Raw genomic sequence first — 26610 nt, 5'->3', positions numbered from 1 at the left:
CAATAACTAAACAAAACAACCAATTTATGAACCTAAATCTACAAAATTATGAGATTTAAATGTACGAGCTTAAAGTATGCCGGCATCTTTTTGCTACTTTTACTGATCAGCCAGTCGTTCAACACTGCTTTTGCGCAAATTGAACGAAAAATTACCGGAAATTTAATAGACGAAACTAAACTGCCTATTGTAGGTGCTTCAGTTACCGTTAAAGGAACCACTAAAGTTACCTCAACCGGTGCTGGCGGATCCTTTACCATTTCTGCAAAAACAGGAGATAAAATCCTCTTCAGTTTTTTGGGCTATCAAACAAAAGAACTTACCGTAACCAATGCATCTACCTACCAGGTAATCATTAGCGAGGCCAGTTCATCGCTTACTGATGTAGTAGTTGTTGGTTACGGAAAAAGCTCAAGAAAAGCATTAACCAGCTCTATCTCTACTGTTAAAGGCGATGATTTGAATAAAGGTGCCATTAGCGATGTTGGCCAGATGTTACAAGGTAAAGTTCCAGGTTTAAACATTACCAGAAGTGGCGACCCGAACCGTAACGCAGCAATCATTATGCGTGGTGCATCTACCCTGCGTGACGGTGCGCAATCGCCCTTATTTGTAATTGATGGTGTAGTTGGTGCCGACATTTCGATTTTGGCACCGGATGATATCGCCACGATCGACGTATTAAAAGATGCTGCCGCTGCGGCTATTTATGGTAACAGGGCTGCCAATGGTGTAATCATGGTAACCACTAAAAAAGGTACAACAGGTGCAGCACAAATTGCTTATAATGGTTACTTTGGCATAGAAAACGTATCTAACCGGTACGACATGATGGACGCCGATCAATTAAAGGCATTCCTGGCAAAAAATAATTCTGCCCTCACCCCTGCAAATGATAAGGGAGCAAATACCAACTGGCAGGATGAGGTACAACGCAGTAATGCTTTATCGTACAACCACAATGTATCTTTGAGCGGTGGTACCGAGAAAACCACTTACAACGCCAGTTTAAATTATTTTAAACAAAATGGTATTATTAAAACCAGCGATTTAAACAGGTTTATTGGCCGCATTGGCATTGAACAAAAGGCTTTAAACGACAAATTGAAGATTGGATTGAATATTAGCAACTCGGTAACTAACGCCAACCTGGTTCCTTACCGTAATACGGTACTGGCACAGATGCTTACTTACCTGCCAACATCTCCGGTAAAGAATCCGGATGGATCTTATTTTGATAACTTAATCCAAACCAGCTACTATAACCCGGTTTCTATGCTCGAAAACGGTACAGAGAACCTGAAGAATAAAAACATCCTAGGAAATTTAACCGTTAACTTAAAATTACCGTTCGGCTTCTCTTACGATGTTTCTGCATCTTACCAAAATAGCCAAAACGTTTATGGTGCATTTTATAACAGCATTTATACTTCCAGGTATAACAATGTTCGTAATACGCCAGAGCCACCTGCAACTCCAAGCTTTGTAAACCTGGTGGGTAAAGATGGTGTAGCGGTAAGAAATGCTTATCAAAACACCAATAAAATTATAGAAACGTACTTAACCTGGAATAAAAAATTTGGCGACCATGATATCAATGCCGTAGTGGGTTACTCTTATCAGCAATCGCTAAATAACGATGGTTTTCAGGCTACTTCTACAAATTTCCCGATCAACCAGGTTAGTTATAACAATTTAAGTTTAGGAAACCCATACGCGGTGCCTGATTTTAGAGTTGATTTTAATCCAAACGTAACTTACCAGGAAATTTTAATGATTTCTGATTTTGCAAGGGTTAATTACAATTATAAAAACAAATACCTCATTCAGGGATCGATCAGAAAAGATGGGTCGAATGTATTCGGTGCCAACGAAAAATGGGGCTATTTCCCATCTGTAGGTGCAGCATGGAACATTGATCAGGAGGGTTTCTTTAAAAACACTGGCGTTCTTAAAACCCTTAAATTAAGGGGTAGTTACGGTATTGCAGGTAACTCGCTTGGATTTGCACCACTTACCACTAAACTTATTTACGGACAGGTAGGACAGTTTTATTATAACGGTTCGCCAAGAGAAGGTGCTTATGGCGCCATCCAAAACGAAAACCCTGATTTGAGATGGGAGAAAACAGCCACGACCAATATTGGTTTAGATTTCGGACTATTTAATGGCAGATTAAACGGATCGGTAGACGTATATGATAAAAAAACAACTGATTTGATTTTGACATTTGGCGTTGATAATAACTTATTCCCAGCAGGTTCTTATACAGCAAATGTTGGTAGTTTGAGCAACAAAGGTATTGAAGTGGTTCTAAATGGTACGCCAGTAAGTACCGACAACTTTAGCTGGACTACCGGATTTAACTTAGCGCATAATAAAAATAAAATTATTACCCTATCGGATGATCCAAGATTTAACATTGAAGACCGATTGACTGTTTCTCCTGATGGTGCCGGACAAAGTGGTTTAACACTGCAGACCCTTAAACCAGGGCAACCAATCGGAACATTTTTCACATTTAAATATGCAGGTAAAGATGCAAATGGTGTTTCACAGTATTATGATGCTAACGGTAACCTCACAAAGACCCCGCTCACCAAAACCGATTATTATATTCTTGGAAATGCACAACCGAAAGCGTTATTAGGTTGGTCAAACAACATCAGGTATAAGAATTTTGATTTAAGCGTATTCATGAGAGCGGCATTAGGCGTTAAAATTATGAACGTTACACGCGCTGATTTATTCCGCCCCAGCACTGCCCAGTTCACCAATATCCCTGTTGAGGTTGAAAATGAATCAGTATCTGATTTCAACTCCTATAAATATTCGAGCAGATTCTTAGAGAATGGCAGTTACCTGCGTTTAGATAATGCTACACTTGGATATACTTTCAAAAAAGGCCTTATTCCTGGTGTAAATTCTATTCGATTGTACACCACAGCGAATAACCTGTTCGTAATTACCGGTTATAAAGGAATAGACCCAGAGATCAATCAGGGTGGTACCGCACCAGGGGTAGATACCAATAACTTTTATCCTAAAACCAGAACATTTTTATTCGGGTTAAACGTATCATTTAACTAAAACTTAAGAAGATGAAAAATCTTATCAAATACATTGCAGGAACTGCGTTATCGCTAGGCGTATTAACTTCCTGCCATAAACTAGATTTAAAAGTGGAAACACAGCTAACTCCTGAAACATTTCCGCAAACAGACCAACACTTTATACAGCTAACCGGTCAGGTATATGTACAGCTTCGTCAAAACTGGAGTACCGATTATTTCTTTATGCAGTCGTTAAGTACCGACGAATCCATTATGCCAGCCAGAGGCGGAAACTGGTACGACGGTGGCGTATTCGAAATGCACCACAAACACTCGTGGACTAAAGACAATGGGCATATTAATAGCGGTTGGGGATGGCTTTCAGCAACCATCAGTAAGGCAAACCAAAGCTTGTTTTTATTGAAAGACGCTGCTGAATCTCCAGGAAAAACAGCAGCAGTAGCTGAAGTGAGGGCGACAAGAGCCTTAGCATTTTTCATGATGATGGATTTATGGGGTAATATCCCAATTGTAACCACTTTCGGACAAACAACCCCACCCGAAACCAAATCACGCCAGGAAGTTTTCAATTTTATTGAAGCGGAACTTAAAGAAGTATTGCCCAATTTAAGCAGTGCTGTAGGAACAGCTACTTATGGCCGCCCAAATAAATATACAGCCTATGCTATATTAGCCAAGATGTACTTAAATGCAGAAGTATATACCGGGACTCAACGGTATAACGATGCTGTGGCCATGTGTGATGCCATTATTGGTGCCTCAGGAGCTCCTTACAGCTTGGAAAGCGATTATAGAAAAATGTTCTTCATTGATAATGGTCCTCAGATAAAGGAATTTATCTTTGCTATCCCTTTCGATCCTGGATTTAGTAACGGATATATGATCTATTCGAGGTATTCGTTACCAAGATCGCTACAGGCAAAATACAGCTTAAAATTTACACCAAGTGCCCCGATGAGTACTTTACCAGAATTTTATGCAAATTTCAACGATCCTAACGATAAAAGAAATGCACAATGGATTAAGGGACCACAATTTTTGAATGACGGCAGACCAGTAACAGTAGCTACCACTAAAAAAGGATACGATCAATTTTATGCCGGTTCTGATGGTTCAGCTGCACTCACCTACCAGGTAGATATTACACCGAATGTTACCCTCAGGGATGCATCCAGACCTTTTGATGCCGGAAATGATGAAATAGCCTGGAATATGGGTTACAGAAACAATAAATTTTATTGCGATAGTACCTCATCGAGCAGAAACCAAAATAACGATGTACCTGTTTTTAGGTATTCTGATATTTTATTAATGAAAGCCGAAGCCATATTAAGGGGTGCAACACCTACGCAAGGTCAAACAGCTTTATCATTGGTAAACCAGTTACGTGCTGTTCGTACAACTTCACCTGCATGGACATCAGTTACCTTAGACGATTTATATAAAGAACGCTGCAGAGAAATGGCCTGGGAGTGCTGGCACCGTAACGATATGATCCGTTTCGGTAAGTATGAAGGAACATGGGGCTTTAAAACAGATGCACAGACCTTCCATAGGTTAATGCCAATACCGGCATCAGCCATTATATTAAATCCTAAATTGAAACAAAATCCCGGATACAATTAATATATATTTTTCTTAGAAGAGGTTGTATCATAACACAATTTTCTCTAAAAGTTTGTCACGTTGAGCTTGTCAAAACGCTTTATAAGCTGTTGCGACAGGCCCTTCGACAGACTCAGGATGACAATTCTACATTTACGATACATCCTCTTCTTCGCATTGGTGCCTAACTCATTTACACATTTCAATCCCCCTTTATGATTAAACAATTACTTTTATCTATTCTGTTGCTTCCTTCCGTATTACATGCACAAACTTTAATAAAAAATTTACCCCAGGCCTCATCAGCAACAAAAAACCTGATTAAAGAAAGTAATGCTTTAAATTTCATCGCCATGGGCGATTGGGGCCGTAATGGTGCTGATCATCAAAAGCAGGTAGCCAAGCAGATGGGTATTACAGCATCCGATGTTAAGGCTAATTTTATTATTTCTACCGGCGATAACTTTTATCCCAGCGGCGTAATCAGCGCACAAGATCCCTCTTTTAAATATTCTTTCGAAGATATATATACCGACTTTTCTTTGCAATGGGACTGGTACCCTGTACTGGGCAACCACGATTATAAGTCAAACCCCGATGCACAGGTTGATTATTCCAAAATCAGCCGCAGGTGGAAAATGCCTGCCCGTTACTATGCAAAAAAATTCCCCATCAATGGCGACCTCAATAACCAGGTGTTAATTGCTTTTATTGACACCAACCCACTTATTCCCGAATTTTATAGTAATGCCGAATATGGTCCAAATGTTAAAGGACAAGATACCACAGCACAGAAACGCTGGCTGATTAAAACACTGGCGGATACCGACCCTGCAATTAAATGGAAAATTGTGGTAGGCCACCACCCTATTTATACTGGCGGCAGCCGAACCGAGGCATATGATACCAAAGCAGTACGCAATTCATTAAAATCAACTTTTGAAAAATACGGCGTAGATGTGTATCTTACCGGGCACGAACACAGTATGCAGTACATTAAACCTGCCGGAAAAACACATTATTTTATTTCTGGTTCAGCTTCTGAAAAAACACCTGTAAAACTCATCACCGATGCCGAAATGGTGGCATCAGAATATGGTTTTATGTTATTTTCTGTTAACAACAACCAGTTACGCGTACAAGCCATTAACGATCAGGGTGAGATTATTTATAACACCCTAATTAAAAAATAATCCACAAATAAGCGTCGTCAGCACCATGGATCAACCAAGCAGCACAGTTACTTCAACAGCCCAACCAGCAGCTAAACCTAAACGGCTGCTTTCGCTCGATGCCTTACGTGGCTTTGACATGTTTTGGATTGTGAGCGGCGAAGGTATTTTTCATGGTTTGGCCCATGGCATTAAAGAAGACCATGCATTGGTGCAAAACCCATACGACTGGACCATTGCAACCAATCCGGGCCTTTCCTCATTTGAAAGGATATTGGTAGGCATCAGTAACCAGCTGCACCACTCGCCCTGGAATGGCTTTACCTTTTACGATCTTATTTTCCCGCTTTTTATATTTATTTCAGGGGTATCTATGCCTTTTTCTTATCAGAAGTATTTTACGGATAAAGAGACCGGAAATGCTTCAACAGGTAAGATTTATTATGCGCTGATTAAAAGAACCTTGATTTTAATTTTACTGGGTATGGTCGTAAACGGCCTGCTGCAATGGAAAGGTTATGAGCATATCCGTTTTGCTAGTGTACTGGGCCGTATTGGTTTGGCAACCTTTTTTGCGGCTTTAATTTACCTCAATACCCCACTTAAAAAACAGATAATCTGGTTTGTATCTATCCTGGTTGGCTATTACCTCCTAATGCGTTTTGTACCTGTTCCAGGTTTTGGCAGTGGCGTATTCACGCCCGAGGGCAACCTTTCTGCCTATATAGACCGTTTATTACTTCCCGGCAAACTTCACCGTACAGTTTACGATCCGGAAGGTTTACTGAGCACTATACCGGCCATCTGCTCGGCCATGCTGGGTATATTTACCGGTTCATTTATAAAGAATAAAACAGTGTGCCCCAACCCCAATAAAAAAGTATTGTATTTAATTATTGCAGGCATTACACTCCTGTTAACTGCACTAGTTGGCAGCTTCCTTTTTCCCATCAACAAAACCATGTGGACCAGCACCTTCGTACTCTTTGCGGGCGGCTGGAGCATGATACTTTTTTCACTTTTCTATTATTTTATCGATGTGTGCAGTTATCAAAAATGGTGCATGCCCATGGTATGGATAGGTACCAATTCGATCTTAATTTACATTTTTGCTCACGGCCTGTTTAATTTCGAATCTACTTCCAACTTCCTCTTCGGCGGAATCATTAATACCATCCCTACCGCATGGCAACAGGCAGGCGTATGGACTGGTGTACTTCTAATACAATTGTTTGGCTTAAAGTTCCTCTTTGATAAAAAGTGGTTCCTAAAAATTTAATATGAAAATAAAAATATTATTTGTAGCACTGCTTGTACTATCGTTCAATAACCTGTGGTCTCAGGCATACCTATCCGCTTCTGATCAACTTATTGCACGGATTTTACCGAAACAACACCAGGCATTCGTTACCAAAAGTATTGCCGAAGTAAACGGTAAGGATGTATTTGAAATTGAAAGTAAACACAATAAGATCATCCTTAGTGGCAGCAGCGGTGTTGCTCTGGCTTCGGCTTTTTATTATTATTTAACCGAATATGCGCACTGCCAGATTACCTGGAATGGCACCAATTTAAACCTACCTGCTACCCTACCTCCTATAAAAACGAAAATAAGAAAGGAAACACCTTACGATTACCGCTACTATCTAAACTATTGTACGTTTAATTATAGTATGAGCTGGTGGGATTGGTCGCGTTGGGAAAAAGAGATAGACTGGATGGCCTTACATGGAATCAACATGCCCCTTGCCATTACAGGCGAAGAATATACCTGGTACCTTTTATATAAAGAAATGGGCTTTTCAGATGAAGAACTTAAAGGTTTTTTTACCGGACCTGCTTATTTCTCGTGGTTTTGGATGGGTAATATTGATGGTTGGGGTGGTCCGCTTCCGGTAAGCTGGATGAAAAGCCACTTTGAACTGCAAAAGAAAATTTTGGCCCGGCAAAGATCGCTGGGGATGAAACCAGTACTGCCCGCCTTTACCGGACATGTGCCAGCAGCGTTCAAAAATAAATTCCCGAATGCTAAATTAAAAGCAACCAACTGGACCAATGGTTTTGCCGACACCTATATCCTTGATTCTGAAGATCCGATGTTTGCGCAGATCGGCAAGAAATTTCTACAGAAACAAACCGAATTATTAGGCACCGATCACCTTTACTCGGCCGATACTTTTAACGAGAACGAACCGCCATCAGCCGATCCCGATTTTTTAGGTAAACTGAGTGCAAGGGTTTACGATGGCATGGCACAGGCTGATCCGAAGGCCATATGGGTGATGCAGGGATGGCTGTTTTACAGCGATCGAAAATTTTGGAAAGAGCCACAAACAGAGGCCTTATTAAAGGCGGTACCAAACGATAAGATGATTTTACTGGACCTGGCAACTGAAATTGAACCGGTTTGGAAACGCACACAAGGCTTTGACGGTAAGCCCTGGATTTGGAATATGCTACACAACTTTGGTGGCAACACCAACCTGTTTGGCCGGATGGATGTGGTGGCAACTGCGCCAGCCGAAGCCCTTAATAATCCACAAAGTGGCAAAATGAAAGGCATAGGTCTCAGCATGGAAGGTATAGAACAAAATCCGGTACTTTATGAGCTGATGATGGACAATGTCTGGCAAGCTAAACCTATAGATCTGAAAACCTGGTTACCTAAATTCGTACGCAACCGCTACGGAAAAAGTAATGTAAATGCTTTAAAAGGCTGGGAAATATTACGAAAAACCGTTTACAACGTGCCGGCTGATAAATATATCAGAGATGGTGCCGAATCGATTATTCAGGCACGCCCTACCTTCGATTCGTTAACCCGTTGGGCAAAAACCACCTTAAATTACCGGGAAAAGGATTTGCTCTTCGGCTGGGATGAATTTGTAAAAGCTGCAGCACTTTGCAAAACCAGTGATGGCTTTCAATACGATCTGGTTGATATTACCCGGCAGGTAATGGCCAATTACGCCCTGCCTATACAAAGAAACATTGTTGCAGCTTATCGCAAAAAAGATCTGGTTACATTTAAAAAAGAAAGCAGCAAATTTATACAGTTGATTGATGATATGGACAGGCTTTTGGCCAGCAGAAAAGATTTTATGCTTGGGCCATGGGTAAGTGATGCCAGGCGATGGGGAGAAACCCCAGCTGAAAAAGCACTTTACGAAATGAATGCCAAAGACCTGATTACCCTTTGGGGTGACGCCAAAAGCCCATTGAACGAGTATGCCTGCAGGCAGTGGAGTGGCTTGCTTACTGATTTTTATAAACCAAGGTGGCAACTTTTCTTTACCCGCGTCGAACAATCTTTAAAACAGCATAGCGATTTTAATAGCAGCCAGTTTAATGAAGATGTAAGCAACTGGGAATGGAAATGGGTAAACCAGCGAAAAGACTATCCAACCAAGGCTATTGGGAATCCGGTAAATTTAGCATTGGAAATGTATCAGAAATACCGCAAAACCATGGGGATAATACACCAGTAATTTCTCTATGGCAAAAAGGTTATTAAAAGCTTTATATGATAGTTTTACCGATGAAAAATGTTATCCAATTTACAATGCGAGGTCAGAATACTATTCGCTGGCTCACATTTTTCCTATCCAGTTTATTGCTTTTCATACTTACCGGTAGCATGGCTTTTGCGCAGCAATCTATTATCAAATATGTACAGCCATTTTCGGGTACCTCGATCAGTACTACACTGGCCAGCCAACATGTAGAAGACAAAACAGAAAGGCTGGCCAACACCATACCAGCCGTTGCGCCACCTTTTAGCATGACCCAGTGGACGCCACAAACCCAGCTTTCGGAAAAAAAATGCCTTGCCCCCTATTATTACAACAATAAGAAATTTTATGGCATCAGGGCCAGTCATTGGATCAGCGGCTCGTGTACGCAAGATTATGGTAGCTTTACCATTATGCCCATTGCTGGAAAACTGAAAACCAGTCCAACAGATTACGCTGTTGATTATGCACATACGGATGAAGTAGCTACACCTGCGTATTACAAAACCAATTTACCAGGTTATAACCTGCTCACTGAGGCTACCGCAACTTTGCGTTGTGGCCTAATTAAAATTACAGCACTAAAGGCAGACAGTGTTTATCTGTTAATTACTCCAAATAGTGATCAACGTAAAGGATATATCAAAATTGACCGCCAGAAAGGCGAAATTTCGGGTTATAACCCTGTTCATCGTATTTACCAGGGCTGGGGACAGCCGGCGGGCTTTAGCGGCTATTTTTTTATTCGCATAAACAAAGGCTTTACAACAAGTGGTGTGTTTACCGGAGCCAGTGTTTCAGCACATCAATCTATTAAAAACCAAAAAGATTTAGGTGCCTATCTGGGCTTTAAACTACAAAAAGGAGAAACCATTAATATTTACGCTGGCACTTCTTTTACCAGCATAACTGCAGCAAAACTTAACCTCGAAACCGAGATCAATACAGCCAATTTCGAAACAGTTGTGGCTAAAACCAGCCAGGTTTGGGAGCAATCGCTTGGCCACATAAAGATTAGCGATCCTGATGAAAAAAATAAGCGGATTTTTTACACTGCACTTTACCATGCGCAGCAACACCCACGTTTATTTAATGATGTAGACGGTGGATACCCACAATTTGCAGGTAACTACATAAAAAAAGTCTTAAAAAAGGGGAACTATTATGATGATTTTTCAATGTGGGACATTTACCGTGCCCAATTACCACTTATAGAACTTTTAAAACCGAACCTGGCCAACGATTTCGCAAATTCATTGGTACTAAAAGGGCAACAAGGCGGTTGGCTACCCATTTTCCCCTGCTGGAACAGTTATACTGCCGCCATGATCGGTGATCACGCTACTGCTTTCATTGCTTCGGCATATAATAAAGGGATCCGTAATTATGATATTAATGAAGCTTACCGATTGATGAGGCAAAATGCGTTTCAAATGCCCGATTCTGTCGATTATCTGAATGGAAAAGGTCGACGTGGCATTAACAGTTACTTAAAATACGGCTATATTCCGTTAGAAGACAGTATCCCTAACGCTTTTCATAAAAAGGAACAGGTAAGCAGGACTTTGGAATATGCATACGATGATTATGCACTAGCAAGTATCGCGAAAGATCTGGGTAAAGAAGCCGATTACCAACAACTTCTTAAACGATCACTCAACTACCAGAATATCTTTGATCCAAATGTTGGAATGGTTAGAGGGCGCTTTGCCAACGGCAGCTGGTATAAACCTTTTCATCCCGATCATCGCGAATCCTATATTACAGAAGGAACCCCAAGACAGTATACTTTTTATGTTCCGCATGATATGCCTGGACTGATCAGGTTGATGGGTGGACGTAAAAACTTCGAAAACGAGCTCGATTCGCTCTTTCATAAAAAAGAATACTGGCATGGAAATGAACCTGGCCACCAAATTCCATTTTTGTACAATTATACCTCCTCTCCATGGAAAACACAGCTGCAGGTCTCACGCATTATGGCAGAAGAGTATGGTGAAGGTGCAGGCGGATTAAGCGGTAACGACGATGCCGGACAGATGTCGGCCTGGTATGTATTTGCAGCTCTTGGTTTTTACCCGGTAGATCCTGTTTCAGGAAACTATCAGCTAACCAGTCCTTTATTTAAACAGGCTGTAATATCTTTCAACAACGGTAAAAAATTAACCATAACAACCATTAAAAAGAGTAAAAAATCTATTTATAACGCAAAAATCATTTTAAATGGAAAACCTTTTACCCAAAACCAAATCACACATCAATTGCTGGTTCAGGGTGGGGAACTGATCTTTTATCTCCAGGATGAGCCGGCCACGCTTTAAACACCGTAGCCAGAATAAACGGGTACCTAAATACTCAAGAAACATTTTAGCTCATTAAACTCTAAACAAGATCAAAATTATGAATAGCACACTTAGCCCAAGGATAAAAAATATCATCCCTTTGGGGAAGACGCTTTCATCCACCTCATTCTCGATTTTATCTGATGTGTTTAAAGTTTTCTTTTCAACTTTCATTGCCAGTACTGTATAGATTGATTTGACTATATCTATGCCAAAAAGATTAACGGAAGAAAATTTTATTTTTATTGGTCAAAACATCTATCACCTTTATTTTCCTGCTCAACATGTTATGGTAATACAACATGACCTACCCTATCAGAAATATATGACCTGTTATTTTCGCCAAACACAGCTCACCAAATACTTAACAAACAAACAATAACCTGCTAACCTTAAGGAAACATTGATTGGCTATTTTACAGGTACGTTTGTTTATCGTAAGAAAAAAGTTAAACAACAACGTTTCAATAAAACAGCAAGCCATGAAACAGCAGGCCCGAACGATCCCGGGAAAACTTGTGGATTTTGATTATAACAAGTACAGGTTACCCACTTTTGTGATGCAGTTTAGACCATCCGTATATCAGGATGGCGATTGCTTTTACGCGGTATTATCCTTTGAAGAGGAACACGATGTTTCAGGTCTTGGAACTTCGCCCGAAGATGCGTTGATAGACTGGAATGATAAAGTATGCGAAATGCTTGCCTTATCAGGTCCTTTGCGTACATCGTTAAGTGCTAAACACAAATAAGTTGCCACGAGAACAGGCAAATTCAACCCTCACCTAAATTTATCCTGATGAACCACAATATATCTACCGGCCTGGTATTTTATCAGGATTATAATGATCAACCGAATTTTCTCGGCAATTGCTACTTTGAAATCAAAAGGCCATGCGATTGTTCGATGATCCAGCTCCATCACTTTTATTTACTATTGAGAAAGGGAAATAAAGTTTCGCCTGTTGATCTGCCCTTAAAGATTTTCAATGCAGCGTTTCTTGCATTCTGCTACAATGGCAAAAAGCTGGTTGGCATTTCGGCTATTAAAAGGCCTACTATTTCTTACCTGCAAGAAGTGTATAAAAAAGCTGGAATTATTACGAACATAGATAAACCGTTTTTAGAGATTGGTTATTCCTTCACCCGCGAATCGGTCCGTAAAAAGGGAATCAGCAGCACATTAAAGAGAATGTTACTCAAAAAAATCAGTTATCACCATGGTATTGTATTTTCTACAACAGCTACCCCCAGCAGTCAGCGTTTTCTTGTAGCCAATGGTTTTCGAGCAAAAGGGAATCCTTACCAGGGCAACTTCGATAATAATATCATCTATTTTGAACGTAATAAGTGTTAAATTGCAATACATGGTCTAATTGCAGACCAAACAAGAGGTTCAAAACAGGATATTTTTTTTTTGCAATCAACCTTTTAAAAACAGTAAATAAAAAGGTACAGGTGCCAGCAAAATGATCAGCTTAACAGGCTAATCTTAAACGCGAAAATTTGAAAAGTTTGGTCTTTTAATTACTTTTATTATGCTATCTGAAAAAGCTAAACTACTATATCATGGCCGGAGCACAAGAAAACAGCAAATGGGACTCTTATAACGGCGTTTCTCCACTTATTGCCCTATACAATACCTTTCACCCGCTAACAACAGAAATGGAGGCACTTATCGATGCCCTCACCTTTCCGGTGAGTTTCCGTAAAAACAGATACATTATTTCCCCAATAGACCGCAATAGATATCTTTACCTGATTTTAAAAGGAGTAGTAAGGGGATTTTACAAGGACTCGGGAACCGAGATTACTTCATGGATATGCCAGGAATATGAAATAGTAGGAACCATCCGCAATCTATGGACTGCAGAAGAATCAGACGAATACCTCCAGGCAATAGAGGATGTAGATTTGATTGCCATTCCTCATGAACTCTCGACTATGCTTTATGAAAATTTTGCAGAAGCGAACATCATTGGGAGAAAGATTATGGAGCTTTATTACAGAGCAGCATATGACAGGGGTTTTATCTGCCAGATTCCATCTGCTACTGGCCGCTATAAACATCTGCTTCAGGCGTTTCCCTGGATGATTAACCGTGTACCGCTCCGATATATTGCTTCGTTCCTTGGCTTACGGCTGGAAACGCTGAGCAGGATCCGATCAAGCGAAAACAAAAAAATATAACACCGGATATACGCCATTTTTAATTCTATTATTTACAATCTGATGAAGGGATGAAAATATTAAAAGCTGCTGAAGCATTTAACAAATCAGCAAAAATATACCAGGAAAAATTTATGGATGTTAGCTTATATACCGAAGCATTCAAAGTCTTTTTCGATAATATATCGGCAAACAATGCCAGTATTTTGGATATTGCCTGCGGCCCTGGAAACATCACCAAATTCCTGTTGGATAAGAAACCTGATTACCGAATTTTGGGGATCGATCTGTCATCAAAAATGCTCAAACTTGCCAAGATCAACAATCCTAAAGCTCAATTCCAACTTATGGACTGCCGAGAGATTGACACCATAGGAGCGAAATTTGACGGGATTACCTGCGGCTTTTGTCTGCCCTATTTAACCCCACAAGAAGCCATTAATCTAATTGCAAATGTTTCGAAATTGTTAAAACCAAATGGTGTTTTTTATCTGAGCACCATGGAGGAAAACGAAAATAATAAATCAAGGTATCAAATATCCAGTACAGGCGACCAAGTATATGTAAATTACCATAAGGAAGATTACTTATCTACTGCACTCAGGGAGAATAACTTTGAAACCCTCATTTTAAAACGCTATAGTTCTCCAGATAAGGATGGTTTAATCATCACCGATCTGGTCCTTGTTTGCAAAATTAAATAACCTAAGCAACACATTAAGCTGGTTTATATAGTTTTAGGCAACTATATATGCGATCTGTAATTAGGAATTAAGCAGAAATACAGACTGATTCATCCTCCTCATATTAACTTCTGATTTCCCTGCGCATAAAAAGATAATAAGACAGTGCAAAACAGGCGATACTACCTGCCAGAAGCCCGGTAAGTTGTGGCCACACAATCATCAGGCTCTCCCGTAACGGAAGTGGCGATGGAATGGCACCGGAAAGCTGCTCCATACTCATTGGCCCTAAACTTCTGATAGATGGCATAAGCATGGTAGTTGCGCCATCACTGTATAACTGCCCAGGGGCAACACGCATAACATTCATAATCAATTCATTATAAGCCATAGTTTCACTTTGAGTCAGATAAGCAGCATCTGGTAAAAAGGCCCTAATAGCCAGATTAACTACAATCGGATAAAACACCGTAAAAAACAGCCAGATTCCCAGGGCAGTTAAGGCTGAGGTAGCCGCATGGCGAAAGGCGACAGAAAGCATGATAGACAGGCTTAAATAAAAACCAACATAAACCATGGTGAGTACCGCAAAGCCAAGAATTCTCAAGAGTTCCTGAGGCTCAATCCTTACCCCGGTAAGGAACAGTCCCCCACCGATCATCAGCAATGTAAGGGAAATAAATAGCGTCGCGATAATCAGCATTGCGCTGTAGAATTTAGCTAACAGGATGTTGTCGCGGTATATAGGTTGGGCCAACAATCTCGTCAATGAGCCGCTATTCTGTTCAGAATTAATCGCATCGAAGCCCATAGTGATACCAAGCAATGGCGCTAAAAAACTCATCAGGATATGAAAAGGCGGCATAGATCCGTCTGTAGCACTAAGCAACTTAAGGTAAAAAAATGCATGATCAGGGTCATTGACATTGGTAAAGGCTGCCCGGATGTTAGACATGGAAATGTACAATGAAGCAAAAAATGTAAGCACCACCAGCGCAAGCAGTAGGATAAAACGCCAGCTACGCACGTGGTCCGACACCTCTTTTCTCACCATCACCTTAAAAGGACTAAGCTGGTAAGTTTCCTTTGAATTATTTTTGTTTGTTGCCCAAAAATGGCTTTCGCTAAGCGCTTTCATGCTCTGGGATTAAATTTGTGTTTTTTTCGAAATATTTTTCATAAATCTCATCTAGTCCGTATTGTTTTTGGCTTACAGCTTCAATATCTGCTCCCAATTCAATAAGCCCGCGAATGAGTTTTGGGATAATATTCTGAGTGGTATTAAATTGCAGGTTCACACCGCTAATATTAAGGCTATTAAATTCTGGATAAGTACTAAATTTATCCTTTATTACATCAATAGCTGTTGGTACTTTGGTGAGCCGAATATTGGTTTCTACACCCGTGCTTCCGAAGAGCTCAGAGGAGAGTGTAGGCAGATCTCCAGTAGCAAGCAACTTTCCATCCACGAATATACCTACCCTATCACACACCTGCTGAACGTGGTGAAGGTGGTGTGATGAAAGCAGTACAGTTAAGCCCTGCTCCTGCTGCAACGATTTGATAAGTTCAAGAAACTCCTTTACACCGTTCGGGTCTAGTCCTAAAGTAGGCTCGTCAAGGATAATCAGTTTCGGTTTTTTGATGAGCACTTCAGCCAGTCCCAGCCTTTGCCTCATACCTCGTGAATAATTAGAGGCAGGCTTATCTGAAGCGGCCTTCAACCCTACCAATTCCATTACCCTACGGGCGTTTTCGACGATGCTTTTTTCGGCCAAGCCGTTAAGCCTTGCCATATATATCAGGTTTTCAAGACCAGTTAACTGCGGATAAAAGCCCAGGTTATCGGGCATATAACCCACCTTTCGTTTTACTTCAATCGGATCTCTTGTGGCATCATGGCCACAAACAATGGCCGAGCCACTATCAGGCTCAGTTAGGCCGAGCATCATGAGTATACTGGTTGTTTTACCTGCACCGTTTGGCCCCAGTAACCCAAATATTTCGCCTTGGGAAATCTTTAGGTTAAGCTTATCAACGGCAACATGCGAACCATAACTTTTGCATAGGTTCTTTAAATCTATGATAGGTTCCATCTTTTTGGTTGAAGATTTTAACGTTTCTTAAAAAATGGTTACCTACGACCGTATTTACGGATGAGCACGTATACTACTGAAATTGCCAAGGCGATAATGAGTATACCAATCCAGCCAGAAAGTACAGAGGTTTTAACGAAGATTCTAAAGGCTGCCTGAGCGTTGGTGTTGTTACCTCCAAGCGTAAAAGTGGCACTATAATCTCCTGCAATTGTTTTATCTGGCACTTTTAGCGTCGCTTTAATGCTTACTTTCTTCCCGCCATCCAACCTTTCAATTTGGCTTGGCGAAAAAGTTGCTTCCCATCCGGTTGGCAGTTGAGAAGAAATACTCAGCGAGGATAATGGCAAGGTGCCTGTATTATGCAATTCAAGCTCAATATCTTTATGAGAACCGGCCGTAAGCTCTTCACTCAACCTTCCGCTCGGCGTACTAAGGCTGGCACCATAAGATCCCTTAACAACAGCTTCCAGTTGCAACGGCAATGTCAGCGAAGATGATACGGCTTTGATAGGAATAATGTATTTCCTAACAGCAGCGTTACCTGATGCAGTAATTTCGATGGCTATTTCACGCGTTTGGCCACTCGCTAAGTTAACAGAAGTAACCTGACTGCCATCTACACGGTAGCTAATCTGCCACCCTATAGGCAATTCAGACTTGAGTTCATAAACTTGTTGAGTAGCTGTTCCATTGTGCAGCGAAGCTGAAAAACGGAACGGCTCGTTAACAGCCGATTCGATGTTGACCAGCTTGGCCGTAAATCCCGATGTCTCTTTCGGGGCACCTTGATTTTGCGCATGAAGGGGTTTCGTTGCAGCAAAAAAAGTTAATAATAAAAATGTGCGAAATAAACCTTTTCGCAAGGGTTTGGGTAGTAATTGTACTGACATAATCTAAACCAAAATATTAATAATTGCTCTAAAAAATGCTTTCTGATCTTGTTATCTGATTAGGCCCCAAAACAAAAAAAAGTTGTATTTTTTTCAAAATATTTTAACAATTTTTAACAATTATCACCGTAGATCATGGCACATCATCATAGAAACATACTATAGATCAAGAACGTTCTCCCCTCACCGGTTTTATAAAATATTGGAACTAAAATGGCATGCAGGGTTAAATCAGGGGTTCATCTATTTTTTGGTACTGCCTGCTGCCAAATAAACCTTATTGTAGCGGCTATCCTTTTTGTTGCGCAGATAAACAACCGAGCAATAACATTCACAAAAAGATAAAAGCGGAAAGAAGGACTGCCTAAACCGAAGCACGCTACATTTGCTTTCCCAAAAACTATATGTTATGCATTTTTTGGAGCGCACGGACTTAGCAAAATTTAAGTCTGTTCCTGTTCTCTGCTATATCCTTTCACTGCGTTTCAAGGATGCCGCTTTGCCCAGGGCTAAACACACAGTTTCGCATTAGGAAAGGAGTGTTTGTCTTTTTTTTGCACTGCCTGCTGCCAAATAAACCTTATTGTAGCGGCTATCCTTTTTGTTGCGCAGATAAACAACCGAGCAATAACATTCACAAAAAGATAAAAGCGGAAAGAAGGACTGCCTAAACCGAAGCACGTTACATTTGCTTTCCCAAAAAACTATATATGTTATGCATTTTTTGGAGCGCACGGGCTTAGCAAAATTTAAGTCTATTCCTGTTCTCTCTTATATCCTTTCACTGCGCTTCAGGGATGCCGCTTCGCCCAGGACTAAACACACAGTTTCTGCAAGGCAAAAAAAGATTATAACAATACAGATATAACCCGGTTTACACCTTGAATTCACTTCTCATTACCATTTAGCAAGTCCATATTATTGATAATAACACCCAAAATACCCACCTATTAAGGGCTTAAAATTCTTTATCACCAAATTCACTGGTAGGAAGTTTAGCTTTACCGGTAAGCTTATTTAGGTTAAAGCTGAAATTCAGTAAAAAAACATCGGTTTCATAAATATAGTTGGTAGTAGTATAAAAGTCTTTTCCGAATGTTGTTATCCTTTGCCTGTTCGATTGGTTCATGCCAAGATCCATGTTCTGCCATTGCAGCGTTGCAGAAAAACGTCCATCCATAAATGTTTTCTTAACAGCGGTATTCGGAACCAGAAACTTTGAATCTTCGCCCTGTGCAGTTGGCCGCTTCGATAAATAATTCACATTTCCCTGCACACTCCAGGTTTTGCTCAGTTTGAAACTGGTATTGGCGTTTATAGAAAATACCCAGTTAGCATTATTTATTACCGAACTGCTACCCAGTACATTTAAATCTCCAGATACCTTATAATTATAAACATTGCCTCCCACGTATAGGGACCACCATTTAACTGGCTGTAGATTGGCTCCCAGCTCAAGGCCAAAGGAACGTGCTTTTTCTGCATTCGTAAATACCCTGTTCAGGATCGTATCGGCATAAACACTATTTACGCGCTGTATAGGATTTTTGATGTTCTGATAGTAGAGGGTTGAAAAAAAAGAGCCCTTTTTAAAGTTTCTGGTCAGTCCGAGTTCTACAAGATCGATAAAAGACGGCTTTAGGTCTGGATCGCCCTGTTCTAATGTTTCTGAGTGTTCTCGTTCGGGTATAGGGTTAAGCTCATAGTTATTGGTACGCTGAATTCTTCTGGAATAGCCAGCCTTTAGCTTCAATCCGTCGTTAATATTATAAAGCAGGTTTAAAGAAGGAAAAAGATTGGAAAGGTTAAGCTTATGTACTGCAGGATCGTAAGAAAGATTTAACCTTCTGGTGGCATATTCGTAACGCAGTCCTCCAATATATTCCAGTTTATCCTCTTTTCCAGAATACTGCGAATAAACCGAATGGATCTGGTTCTTTGCGCCGGCAGTCCCTCTAAACCGGTTGGCATCCGGCTGCGAAATCGCAGGGCTTACAAAATAATCGAACTGTCCATCCTGGGTATCATACCTGAACTGATAACCGCTTTCGAATTTCCCTTTGCCAACATTAACAGCGTAATCTAACTTAAACCTGTAGCCATTAATCGGGTTCTTATAGGGATTAAAAACATACTGAATCGTATCTGTTGTATTGGGATATCCCAGATTCCTGTTCCTGGTATTGCCATAAAGATTTGCATTTTCATATAATAACGAAGCTGTCAATGAGGATTTATCTGCAAAAGTATGGGTATAATCCAGATTGCCCAGTGTAAAAGTACCTTCCTTTGTTTGCAGGTTAGAGTTGTAATAAGTGGTTGATCTAATAGGAACCCCTGTTGAAAGATCTGACGTGCTATTGGTGTAAACCAGGTCTGCCAATCGCGCCTGGTAACGCTTCCCACTGAAAAAGCCAACAGAAAAGGAGTTGTTTTTGTTTGGAGCATAAATGGCAGATAATCTGCCTGCGTAGTTATATTTATCGAAACTACGCTCACCGTTCGAAGGAAAACGTGTAATGGTATTATTGGTAAAATTCTTGGTGTACACATCTCCTTCACGGTAGCCCGCATTATCATTTCTAAGGTAATTTCCACCAACAGAAATATCCCATTTATCTTTTCTGAAATTCAGCGTAACATCGCCACCAAAGCGCTTGGGCTTTTCCTTGTTGTCATAGTCGGTGGTACTTGGAAGTCCGGCCTGGGCATTGGCGGTCAAGGTAAATCCGTCGTTAGCACCTTTCTTGGTAACGATATTGATAATACCCGCCTTTCCATCGGGATCATATTTTGCAGAGGGAGAGGTAATCAGTTCTATATTCTCCAGGCTGTTGGCAGGTAACTGGCTTAAAACACTCTGTGCATCAGTAAGTACTGGTTTGCCATTTACCAGGACAAGAAATCCGGTCGATCCCCTAACGCTGATCTGCCCCTCTCCGTTAACCGCGACAGAAGGCAGGTTCTTCAATACATCAATTGCAGTTCCACCTTTTGCACTTTCAAACTGGTCTGCGCGATAAGATTGTTTATCGATCTTATTGGAAGCATTAACCTTTCCACTGCTAATGTTCACCTGGTTTAACAACTCGCTCGTTGGTGTGAGCGTAACCGAACCTAGGTTAACCATTCTTGTATCGTTAATATTTACAGGAATAAACCTGTTCTTGTATCCAATATAAGCTATTTTCAGTACGTATTGGCCAATCTGCAGCTTACTGATCTCAAATGATCCGTTTGGCCTGGTTAATACACCTCCAACTACTGTCGAATCTGCTTTTTTTAAGAGCGCCATACTGGCATATTCGAGCGGCTGTTTGGTCTGCTGATCGATAAGAATACCTTTAATGGTAACATTTTGAGCCTTAATGGCCAGGCTAAAAAAAACAAGTAAAAGAACTACGATAAATCTGGAGAGTTGCATGAATGGTATACTGAATGATTAATGATCTGCTATTATCAAATGGATATTAAATTAAATGATGTATTTAATCACATCATCTATTTTCCCAACAAATATAACTCCCTTTTAAGTCTTCCAAAACTTTCTTTTGCAGCAGTTTTAGTACAATTGGCATTTTTTGCCAGAGGTATTTTTCAGAATTGGCTCAATCTCCGACTTCAGCCATTTCAATTGGTTTATCATTTAATATTTCGATTGGTCAAAACCATTGGCTTATTCGCCTTGTTCATTAGATATCAACCTTTTAAAAAACAGTAATTATGGCAAGTACAAAAGCAGCTGCTAAGAGCGCAGCAAAAACCGGAAAAATTGAGGACACTGAATTTCATGAATTCTTTGTTGATGAGTTAAAGGATATTTATTGGGCAGAAAAACACCTGGCGAAAGCGTTACCGAAACTTCAAAAGGCATCAACAAGCCCCGAACTTGCAGCAGCCTTTGAAAAACATGCTGTAGAGACAGAGGGACATGTTGCAACACTTGAAGAAGTATTTGAACTGTTGGAAGAAAAACCTGTTGCAAAAAAATGTGATGCGATGGCTGGGCTTCTGGAAGAAGCAAACGGGATTATTTCGGACACAGATAAGGGAACGATGATACGTGATGCCGGGCTCATTTTAGCAGCACAAAAGGTAGAACACTATGAAATTGCCACTTATGGAACCTTGCGGGTATTTGCGCAAAACATTGGCCGTGATGATATTGTGGGCCTTTTGAGCCAAACACTGGAAAATGAAAAAGCAACAGACGTTACGCTAACTGAAATTGCAGTGGGAGCAGTAAACGCACAAGCGGTTTCTGAATAATAGAACAAGCTGGCCTGAACCAATTTACAGGCCAGCTTCGCTCAAAACACCAAAATAACCTTGTAATCATTCTGTCCCCACCTGCTCACCAATAGTGTTGATCCAAATAGCCAAAACTGAAAAAACTTCAGCAAATGCACTGAAAAAATTTCATTTTTTATGAAATTTTTTCAGTAAAAACCGTTCGCCAGACCGTTGTAAGCGCCTTGGCACAGCACTTGATCCCCTTGAGGCGTAACCTTTAAAAGAAGGTTAAAACGTTAAATTAATTGATTTATAGTCCATTTATTATTAAAACATTAAAAGGAGAAAACACTATGACATTGGTTAAATTCAATCCAGAAAAAAAGAACAGTTCATTATTGCCAGGCTTTAATGATATCTTTGAATCCGTATTAGGGGATACCTTTTTTAACGACCGTCGTTTAAGCAGCGTACCTGCAGTCAACATTTCCGAGTCTAATGAAGAATACCACATCGAACTGGCGGCACCTGGATTAAAAAAAGAAGATTTCAAGGTATCGGTAGAGCGGGATATGCTGACAATTTCTACGGGACAGCATACCGAAAATAATACGGAGGGTAAAACCTATAACAGAAGGGAATATAGCTATTCTTCATTTAGCAGGGCATTTACCCTTCCAGAAAGTGCTGATGTAGAGCGTATCGAGGCCGCTTATACAGATGGCATACTCAAACTCAATATTCCAAAAAAAGAAGAAGCCAAAGCGATCTCCAGACAGATCGAAATACAGTAAACTCCCAAGTGCCGCATTTTGCGGCACTTTTTATTAATAATGTATTGAAATCCCTTTAGAAAAAATACAATAGTTTAACTATGGAAACCCGTTTCACCATCAATATCAGCCTTCAGGGACCGGGTGGAAAAATTACCTATGGCAAATTTTCTCTTGGCCGGGATAAAAAGCAAGCCACCGAAATTTTTTTACTTTTAAAGGGTAGCGCAGAAGATGCACCCGGATGTTCATTAAAAATAGAATTTCTGGAAGAAATTATAGGCTTGCCCGTTCCTATCGGCACAATAAATTGCTGTTTGGATGAGCTAAAAGAAAATATTGCCATCATTTCCAGAGAAATATTCCGTATCGCTCATCTGGAGAATGGAAATATCGATTACTAATATTGATTGGACAAAAGAAAGTATTCGTTGTCTGTCCATTCATAATTAATAAGGGGTTAGACAGCTGCTATTTTTACAAACGGCTGCCTGAACCCCATTTTAAATAAGTTCCGATTTAAGAGATTGTGAAGTCAGGGAGTTTTATTTTCTGACCGCCTTCCATCGCACTTTCGTGGGCAAGGATGCCTACACAGGTAATATTTGCCGATTGCCTTGCATCAGGGAAAGGTGCACGCTCCTGGATTAATGCAGAGATGAACTCGTGTACCAGATGAGGGTGAGAGCCACCATGGCCAGCTCCCTGAATAAATGACAGGTGCTGATTGTTCTCTCCATCGTACACACCACCAGTAGTAAAGTGCTGTATCTCTTCTGGGAGCAAATGTGCATAATCTGGAATGGCTACTTTTTGAGGAGTTTCACCGGTATGAATCACAGAATGCTCGTGCTCTATCAGCGTCCACTCGAAGCTCTTTTTCGATGCATAAACATCAAAGCTCTCCCTATATTGTCTTGCTGTATTGAACAATGACCTGGTTACTTCAGCCGCCAGATCTGAGTCTTTAAATTTAATATGACAGCTTTCCACAGCAAATGGTGATCCATATTTGGGGATTAGATGTGCATCGATTGTTCCTGAACCAAAACAAGATACATATTCGGCGTCGGCTTTGGCCAATGCCAGAACTGGTGCAACACAATGTGTAGCATAATGCATTGGAGGCAAACCCTCCCAATACCCTGGCCACCCAGCCATTTCCTGTTGGTGCGAGGCCCGTAAAAATTGTAGTTTGCCCAGCTCACCGCTTTCATAAAGCTCCTTTACAAATAAAAATTCACGGCTGTAGATCACCGTTTCCATCATCATATAAGTTAATCCCGTTTCCTGAACCGCTGCAACAATTTGCCGGCACTCCTCTACACTGGTAGCCATAGGAACTGTACATGCTACATGTTTACCTGCCCTAAGCGCTTTTAACGATTGCTCAGCATGATTTTGGATCGGCGTATTGATGTGTACCGCATCTACATCCGGATCTTTCAGTAATTCGTCAAAGTCGGTATACCTTTTAGCAATGCCAAAGGCATCCCCGATATGGTTAAGTTTCTCCACATCTCTTTGACAAATGGCATACATGTTAGCGTTGGGATGTTTCTGGTAAATCGGTATGAACTCTGCACCGAAACCGAGGCCTACTATGGCAATGTTTATTTTTCTTTGCTCCATTATTTATTGAAATGTGATTTTAAAAATTCAAGTCCTTCTCTGGCAAAATCATCCTGACTATCAGCAAATGGACGCCAGATACATACGGCTGCCGCCAAATCCTGGTTTGCTGGCGTAAAACTCTCTATCGAGACTATCCCCTGGTAGTTTATAGCTTCTAGTCCTGCCTTATAGGCAGCCCAGGGTGTTTGTCCTGTACCAGGTGATCCCCTGTAATTCTCTGAAACTTGCAGGTGCAGCAGCTGATCACCAGCCAACTTAATCGCAGTTTCTATATTCCTTTCCTCTATGGCCATGTGAAATCCGTCGAGCAATATTCCCGCTGAAGGATGGTTAATATCCTTTACCAGGCGCAGTACATCTTCGGCAGTGTTTACCAAATCCGACTCAAATCGGTTAAGCGGTTCTATAGCCAAACGTACTCCCCTAGATTCAGCCATTTCAGCAGCAATCTGCAGGTTAAAAACGGCTAATTGCCATTCCTTTTCACGCTGTTCTGGCGGTACCATCCTGGCTTTGCCTACTGCAGAATACATTGGGCCCGCAAAAATGGAAACACCCCAGGATACACATAAATCCAGGCAGGTTTCAATATACTTCAAACAGTTTTGCCGAACATCTGGATCTTCACTGGTCAGATCACGGCTAGCACTAAAAGCACCGCAAACAACCGCCTTTAACTTATATTTTTGAAGCGCTAAACGTACCGTTTCAACGTCCACCAGGGACGGATCTTCGACAGCAATCTCTACCGCATCAAATCCGAGCGCCGAAATTTTAGAAAATAGTTCTTCGACAGATGAGGTTTGGAATGGAGAAGTCCACAACCAGGTACTTGCTCCATATTTTATATTTACTGACATATTTAATTCTCCTGTGTCGTTCGATTTTCTAACAGCACAACTTTGTATCCTCCTTTTGACCTGAAATACAGCATCAGCAAAAGGTAGCTACCCAACATGATTAACGGAAAGATGACAATGTAACGAAGGGCTTCTTTCTTTGCGCCATCACGTATGGCAGTTACAGTGTTCTGGTCTTCAGGGCTAGCTCCTGAAAGCTTAGTTTGGTCCAACCCTTCATAGTCGCCAAATAAACTGGTTTTCTTTTCTGTTACATAGGTATTATGGATAACCGTGTGGTTTACAACATCATATTGTGCAATTTTCCTATCTACAGATTTATCCTGGATAAAACCAAGAATCCCTGCGCCGATTACCCCTGCGGCAATCATTCCTAGTCCGCCGGTAATATTTAGTGTCAGCGCCCCCCCTTTTGGAAATTGTTCTGAAACGAGGCCCAACATGGTAGGCCAAAAGAAAGATTTAGCTAATCCGTAAATGGTTGCAGCTACGAGTATCATCATTCCGGTAGATGCAGAAAGCATATATAAGCCAATTACAGCAACTCCGGAGCATAGTGACAACAAGCCCAATGAGGAAATCTTATGCACGAGCGGCCCCGCAAAAAACCTCAATACAAACATAATTGCTGAGGTGTAAACGAGTACCCAACCGGCTTGAAGTCCGATTTTGGTCATTTCGGGAGTCATCAAATCAGTAATCCAACTATCTGTACCCAGTTCTGTAGTAGCCAGAGGAATCATTACCAATAGTAGAATAATAAACAAAGGACGGCCGAAGCTTCTGGTGTAATACCAAAATGCTCCAGTGATCAACAGGGTAATGATTACATTGGTTGGGATAGACCATCCAAATACGGCACCAAGTTGAAAGATAATCAGGGTAACAATAATCAGTGCTCCACCTGCCCCCACTTCCTGAAGCATCTCTTTGTAAGACACTCCTGCCTGAACCCTTTCGTTTAACGGGAACTTACGACCCAGTATCATGATTCCATAAATCAACGTAGGAATCAATATCAAAGCTATTTTATATTCCCACCTGGTTTCAACACCTAATGTCAGTGCCATTACGCCTCCTAAAACTAAGCCACCTGCCCAGCCTGCGTGAAGGATGCTGAGCCATTTGATCTTTTGTTTGGGAAACATCGTGGCCACTACCGGATTCGCTACCGCTTCAACAGTACCATTGCCTATGGCTACAATGAAAGAGCCCAGATATAACATCCAGTATCCATTCGCAAATATGGTGAGAAATGCCGAGGATATATGACACACTACAGCAAATATCATGGCTGTTTTATAACCTATTTTATCGATTACCAGACTAAAAAGCACAATACTGATGGCGAAAGGCCATAAGCCCACTCCCGCAATCTCCCCCAGCTGAGTCTGGGTTAAATTGAAGTCAATGCCCCATTGAGGTAAAATCAAAGCCCTCAGAATAAATCCGAATGCTGTGGTAACCAGCGATATAAAGCAGGCATAAAAGAGTTTCATATCCGGAACAGATTGAGCCCCGGAATTTTCAGCACTTAATTTTGACATGATGAAGAGGTTTAGT

At 40.9% G+C, this 26610-nt stretch carries 20 protein-coding genes; 13 read left to right on the top strand and 7 right to left on the bottom strand.

The annotated features are described in order from the left end of the window. Positions 1–48 precede the first annotated feature (48 nt). The 10 genes from FHT21_RS06935 to FHT21_RS06890 all read left to right on the top strand — a co-directional run bounded on the left by FHT21_RS06935 (position 49) and on the right by FHT21_RS06890 (position 14578). The gene (locus FHT21_RS06935) at positions 49–3090 is read left to right on the top strand and encodes a TonB-dependent receptor (RefSeq protein WP_167293992.1); all 3042 of its coding nucleotides are present in this window, start codon (positions 49–51) and stop codon (positions 3088–3090) included. A gap of 11 nt (positions 3091–3101) precedes the next feature. After that, positions 3102–4700, top strand: a complete 1599-nt coding sequence (locus FHT21_RS06930) for a RagB/SusD family nutrient uptake outer membrane protein (protein ID WP_167293991.1) — start codon at positions 3102–3104, stop codon at positions 4698–4700. A gap of 194 nt (positions 4701–4894) precedes the next feature. Beyond that, on the top strand, positions 4895–5872 hold the full coding sequence (locus tag FHT21_RS06925) for a metallophosphoesterase (RefSeq protein ID WP_167293990.1): 978 nt from the start codon (positions 4895–4897) through the stop codon (positions 5870–5872). A gap of 25 nt (positions 5873–5897) precedes the next feature. Next, the gene (locus FHT21_RS06920; protein ID WP_167293989.1) at positions 5898–7130 is read left to right on the top strand and encodes a DUF5009 domain-containing protein; all 1233 of its coding nucleotides are present in this window, start codon (positions 5898–5900) and stop codon (positions 7128–7130) included. A 1-nt stretch (position 7131) separates the two neighbouring features. Beyond that, on the top strand, positions 7132–9339 hold the full coding sequence (locus FHT21_RS06915) for an alpha-N-acetylglucosaminidase (RefSeq protein WP_167293988.1): 2208 nt from the start codon (positions 7132–7134) through the stop codon (positions 9337–9339). A 50-nt stretch (positions 9340–9389) separates the two neighbouring features. Next, a complete protein-coding gene (locus tag FHT21_RS06910; protein ID WP_243853888.1) occupies positions 9390–11684 on the top strand; it encodes a GH92 family glycosyl hydrolase in 2295 nt (764 codons plus the stop codon). Between the two features lie 503 nt (positions 11685–12187). Further along, a complete protein-coding gene (locus FHT21_RS06905) occupies positions 12188–12457 on the top strand; it encodes a hypothetical protein (protein WP_167293987.1) in 270 nt (89 codons plus the stop codon). A gap of 47 nt (positions 12458–12504) precedes the next feature. Beyond that, positions 12505–13062: a hypothetical protein gene (locus FHT21_RS06900; protein ID WP_167293986.1), complete on the top strand. Its 558-nt coding sequence runs from the start codon at positions 12505–12507 to the stop codon at positions 13060–13062. A 212-nt stretch (positions 13063–13274) separates the two neighbouring features. Beyond that, positions 13275–13895: a cyclic nucleotide-binding domain-containing protein gene (locus FHT21_RS06895; RefSeq protein ID WP_167293985.1), complete on the top strand. Its 621-nt coding sequence runs from the start codon at positions 13275–13277 to the stop codon at positions 13893–13895. 50 nt (positions 13896–13945) lie between these two features. Next, complete coding sequence (locus tag FHT21_RS06890; RefSeq protein ID WP_167293984.1) at positions 13946–14578, top strand: class I SAM-dependent methyltransferase; 633 nt, start codon at positions 13946–13948, stop codon at positions 14576–14578. A gap of 103 nt (positions 14579–14681) precedes the next feature. Here FHT21_RS06890 and FHT21_RS06885 read toward each other — a convergent pair whose 3' ends face one another. The 4 genes from FHT21_RS06885 to FHT21_RS06870 all read right to left on the bottom strand — a co-directional run bounded on the left by FHT21_RS06885 (position 14682) and on the right by FHT21_RS06870 (position 20970). Next, positions 14682–15695, bottom strand: a complete 1014-nt coding sequence (locus FHT21_RS06885) for an ABC transporter permease subunit (protein WP_208398881.1) — start codon at positions 15693–15695, stop codon at positions 14682–14684. Next, positions 15682–16653 (bottom strand): ABC transporter ATP-binding protein, encoded by a 972-nt coding sequence (locus FHT21_RS06880; protein ID WP_167293983.1) that lies wholly within the window; start codon positions 16651–16653, stop codon positions 15682–15684. The genes FHT21_RS06885 and FHT21_RS06880 overlap by 14 nt, the downstream gene beginning before the upstream one ends. A gap of 38 nt (positions 16654–16691) precedes the next feature. Continuing rightward, complete coding sequence (locus FHT21_RS06875) at positions 16692–17546, bottom strand: NEW3 domain-containing protein (RefSeq protein WP_167293982.1); 855 nt, start codon at positions 17544–17546, stop codon at positions 16692–16694. A 958-nt stretch (positions 17547–18504) separates the two neighbouring features. After that, complete coding sequence (locus tag FHT21_RS06870) at positions 18505–20970, bottom strand: TonB-dependent receptor (RefSeq protein ID WP_167293981.1); 2466 nt, start codon at positions 20968–20970, stop codon at positions 18505–18507. 299 nt (positions 20971–21269) lie between these two features. Between FHT21_RS06870 and FHT21_RS06865 the strand changes: the two genes are divergently transcribed. From FHT21_RS06865 to FHT21_RS06855, 3 genes are all read left to right on the top strand, one after another. Next, complete coding sequence (locus tag FHT21_RS06865; RefSeq protein WP_167293980.1) at positions 21270–21815, top strand: ferritin-like domain-containing protein; 546 nt, start codon at positions 21270–21272, stop codon at positions 21813–21815. Between the two features lie 317 nt (positions 21816–22132). Continuing rightward, positions 22133–22573: an Hsp20/alpha crystallin family protein gene (locus FHT21_RS06860; protein WP_167293979.1), complete on the top strand. Its 441-nt coding sequence runs from the start codon at positions 22133–22135 to the stop codon at positions 22571–22573. An 80-nt stretch (positions 22574–22653) separates the two neighbouring features. After that, positions 22654–22956, top strand: coding sequence for a hypothetical protein (locus tag FHT21_RS06855; protein ID WP_167293978.1), 303 nt, complete (start codon positions 22654–22656; stop codon positions 22954–22956). 115 nt (positions 22957–23071) lie between these two features. Here the strand turns inward: FHT21_RS06855 and FHT21_RS06850 are convergent, their stop codons facing one another. From FHT21_RS06850 to FHT21_RS06840, 3 genes are read right to left on the bottom strand one after another with little or no spacing between them, the layout of a single operon-like run. Then, positions 23072–24184 (bottom strand): Gfo/Idh/MocA family oxidoreductase, encoded by a 1113-nt coding sequence (locus FHT21_RS06850; protein WP_167293977.1) that lies wholly within the window; start codon positions 24182–24184, stop codon positions 23072–23074. Next, positions 24184–25047, bottom strand: a complete 864-nt coding sequence (locus tag FHT21_RS06845; protein ID WP_167293976.1) for a sugar phosphate isomerase/epimerase family protein — start codon at positions 25045–25047, stop codon at positions 24184–24186. Before FHT21_RS06845 ends, FHT21_RS06850 begins: the two co-directional genes overlap by 1 nt. Positions 25048–25049: 2 nt before the next feature. After that, on the bottom strand, positions 25050–26594 hold the full coding sequence (locus tag FHT21_RS06840) for an MFS transporter (protein ID WP_167293975.1): 1545 nt from the start codon (positions 26592–26594) through the stop codon (positions 25050–25052). Positions 26595–26610 lie beyond the last annotated feature (16 nt).

The sequence above is a fragment of the Pedobacter sp. SG908 genome, assembly GCF_011759615.1.
GTDB lineage: Bacteria > Bacteroidota > Bacteroidia > Sphingobacteriales > Sphingobacteriaceae > Pedobacter > Pedobacter riviphilus.
Note: the sequence above shows the minus strand (reverse complement) of the source record. Positions and strands in the feature narration are given on the sequence as shown.

Bases quoted from the DNA above. Each gene is read 5' to 3' on its own strand.
- FHT21_RS06935 (WP_167293992.1), top strand. From the start codon at position 49: ATGAGATTTAAATGTACGAGCTTAAAGTATGCCGGCATCTTTTTGCTA.
- FHT21_RS06930 (WP_167293991.1), top strand. From the start codon at position 3,102: ATGAAAAATCTTATCAAATACATTGCAGGAACTGCGTTATCGCTAGGC.
- FHT21_RS06925 (WP_167293990.1), top strand. From the start codon at position 4,895: ATGATTAAACAATTACTTTTATCTATTCTGTTGCTTCCTTCCGTATTA.
- FHT21_RS06920 (WP_167293989.1), top strand. From the start codon at position 5,898: ATGGATCAACCAAGCAGCACAGTTACTTCAACAGCCCAACCAGCAGCT.
- FHT21_RS06915 (WP_167293988.1), top strand. From the start codon at position 7,132: ATGAAAATAAAAATATTATTTGTAGCACTGCTTGTACTATCGTTCAAT.
- FHT21_RS06910 (WP_243853888.1), top strand. From the start codon at position 9,390: ATGAAAAATGTTATCCAATTTACAATGCGAGGTCAGAATACTATTCGC.
- FHT21_RS06905 (WP_167293987.1), top strand. From the start codon at position 12,188: ATGAAACAGCAGGCCCGAACGATCCCGGGAAAACTTGTGGATTTTGAT.
- FHT21_RS06900 (WP_167293986.1), top strand. From the start codon at position 12,505: ATGAACCACAATATATCTACCGGCCTGGTATTTTATCAGGATTATAAT.
- FHT21_RS06895 (WP_167293985.1), top strand. From the start codon at position 13,275: ATGGCCGGAGCACAAGAAAACAGCAAATGGGACTCTTATAACGGCGTT.
- FHT21_RS06890 (WP_167293984.1), top strand. From the start codon at position 13,946: ATGAAAATATTAAAAGCTGCTGAAGCATTTAACAAATCAGCAAAAATA.
- FHT21_RS06885 (WP_208398881.1), bottom strand. From the start codon at position 15,695: ATGAAAGCGCTTAGCGAAAGCCATTTTTGGGCAACAAACAAAAATAAT.
- FHT21_RS06880 (WP_167293983.1), bottom strand. From the start codon at position 16,653: ATGGAACCTATCATAGATTTAAAGAACCTATGCAAAAGTTATGGTTCG.
- FHT21_RS06875 (WP_167293982.1), bottom strand. From the start codon at position 17,546: ATGTCAGTACAATTACTACCCAAACCCTTGCGAAAAGGTTTATTTCGC.
- FHT21_RS06870 (WP_167293981.1), bottom strand. From the start codon at position 20,970: ATGCAACTCTCCAGATTTATCGTAGTTCTTTTACTTGTTTTTTTTAGC.
- FHT21_RS06865 (WP_167293980.1), top strand. From the start codon at position 21,270: ATGGCAAGTACAAAAGCAGCTGCTAAGAGCGCAGCAAAAACCGGAAAA.
- FHT21_RS06860 (WP_167293979.1), top strand. From the start codon at position 22,133: ATGACATTGGTTAAATTCAATCCAGAAAAAAAGAACAGTTCATTATTG.
- FHT21_RS06855 (WP_167293978.1), top strand. From the start codon at position 22,654: ATGGAAACCCGTTTCACCATCAATATCAGCCTTCAGGGACCGGGTGGA.
- FHT21_RS06850 (WP_167293977.1), bottom strand. From the start codon at position 24,184: ATGGAGCAAAGAAAAATAAACATTGCCATAGTAGGCCTCGGTTTCGGT.
- FHT21_RS06845 (WP_167293976.1), bottom strand. From the start codon at position 25,047: ATGTCAGTAAATATAAAATATGGAGCAAGTACCTGGTTGTGGACTTCT.
- FHT21_RS06840 (WP_167293975.1), bottom strand. From the start codon at position 26,594: ATGTCAAAATTAAGTGCTGAAAATTCCGGGGCTCAATCTGTTCCGGAT.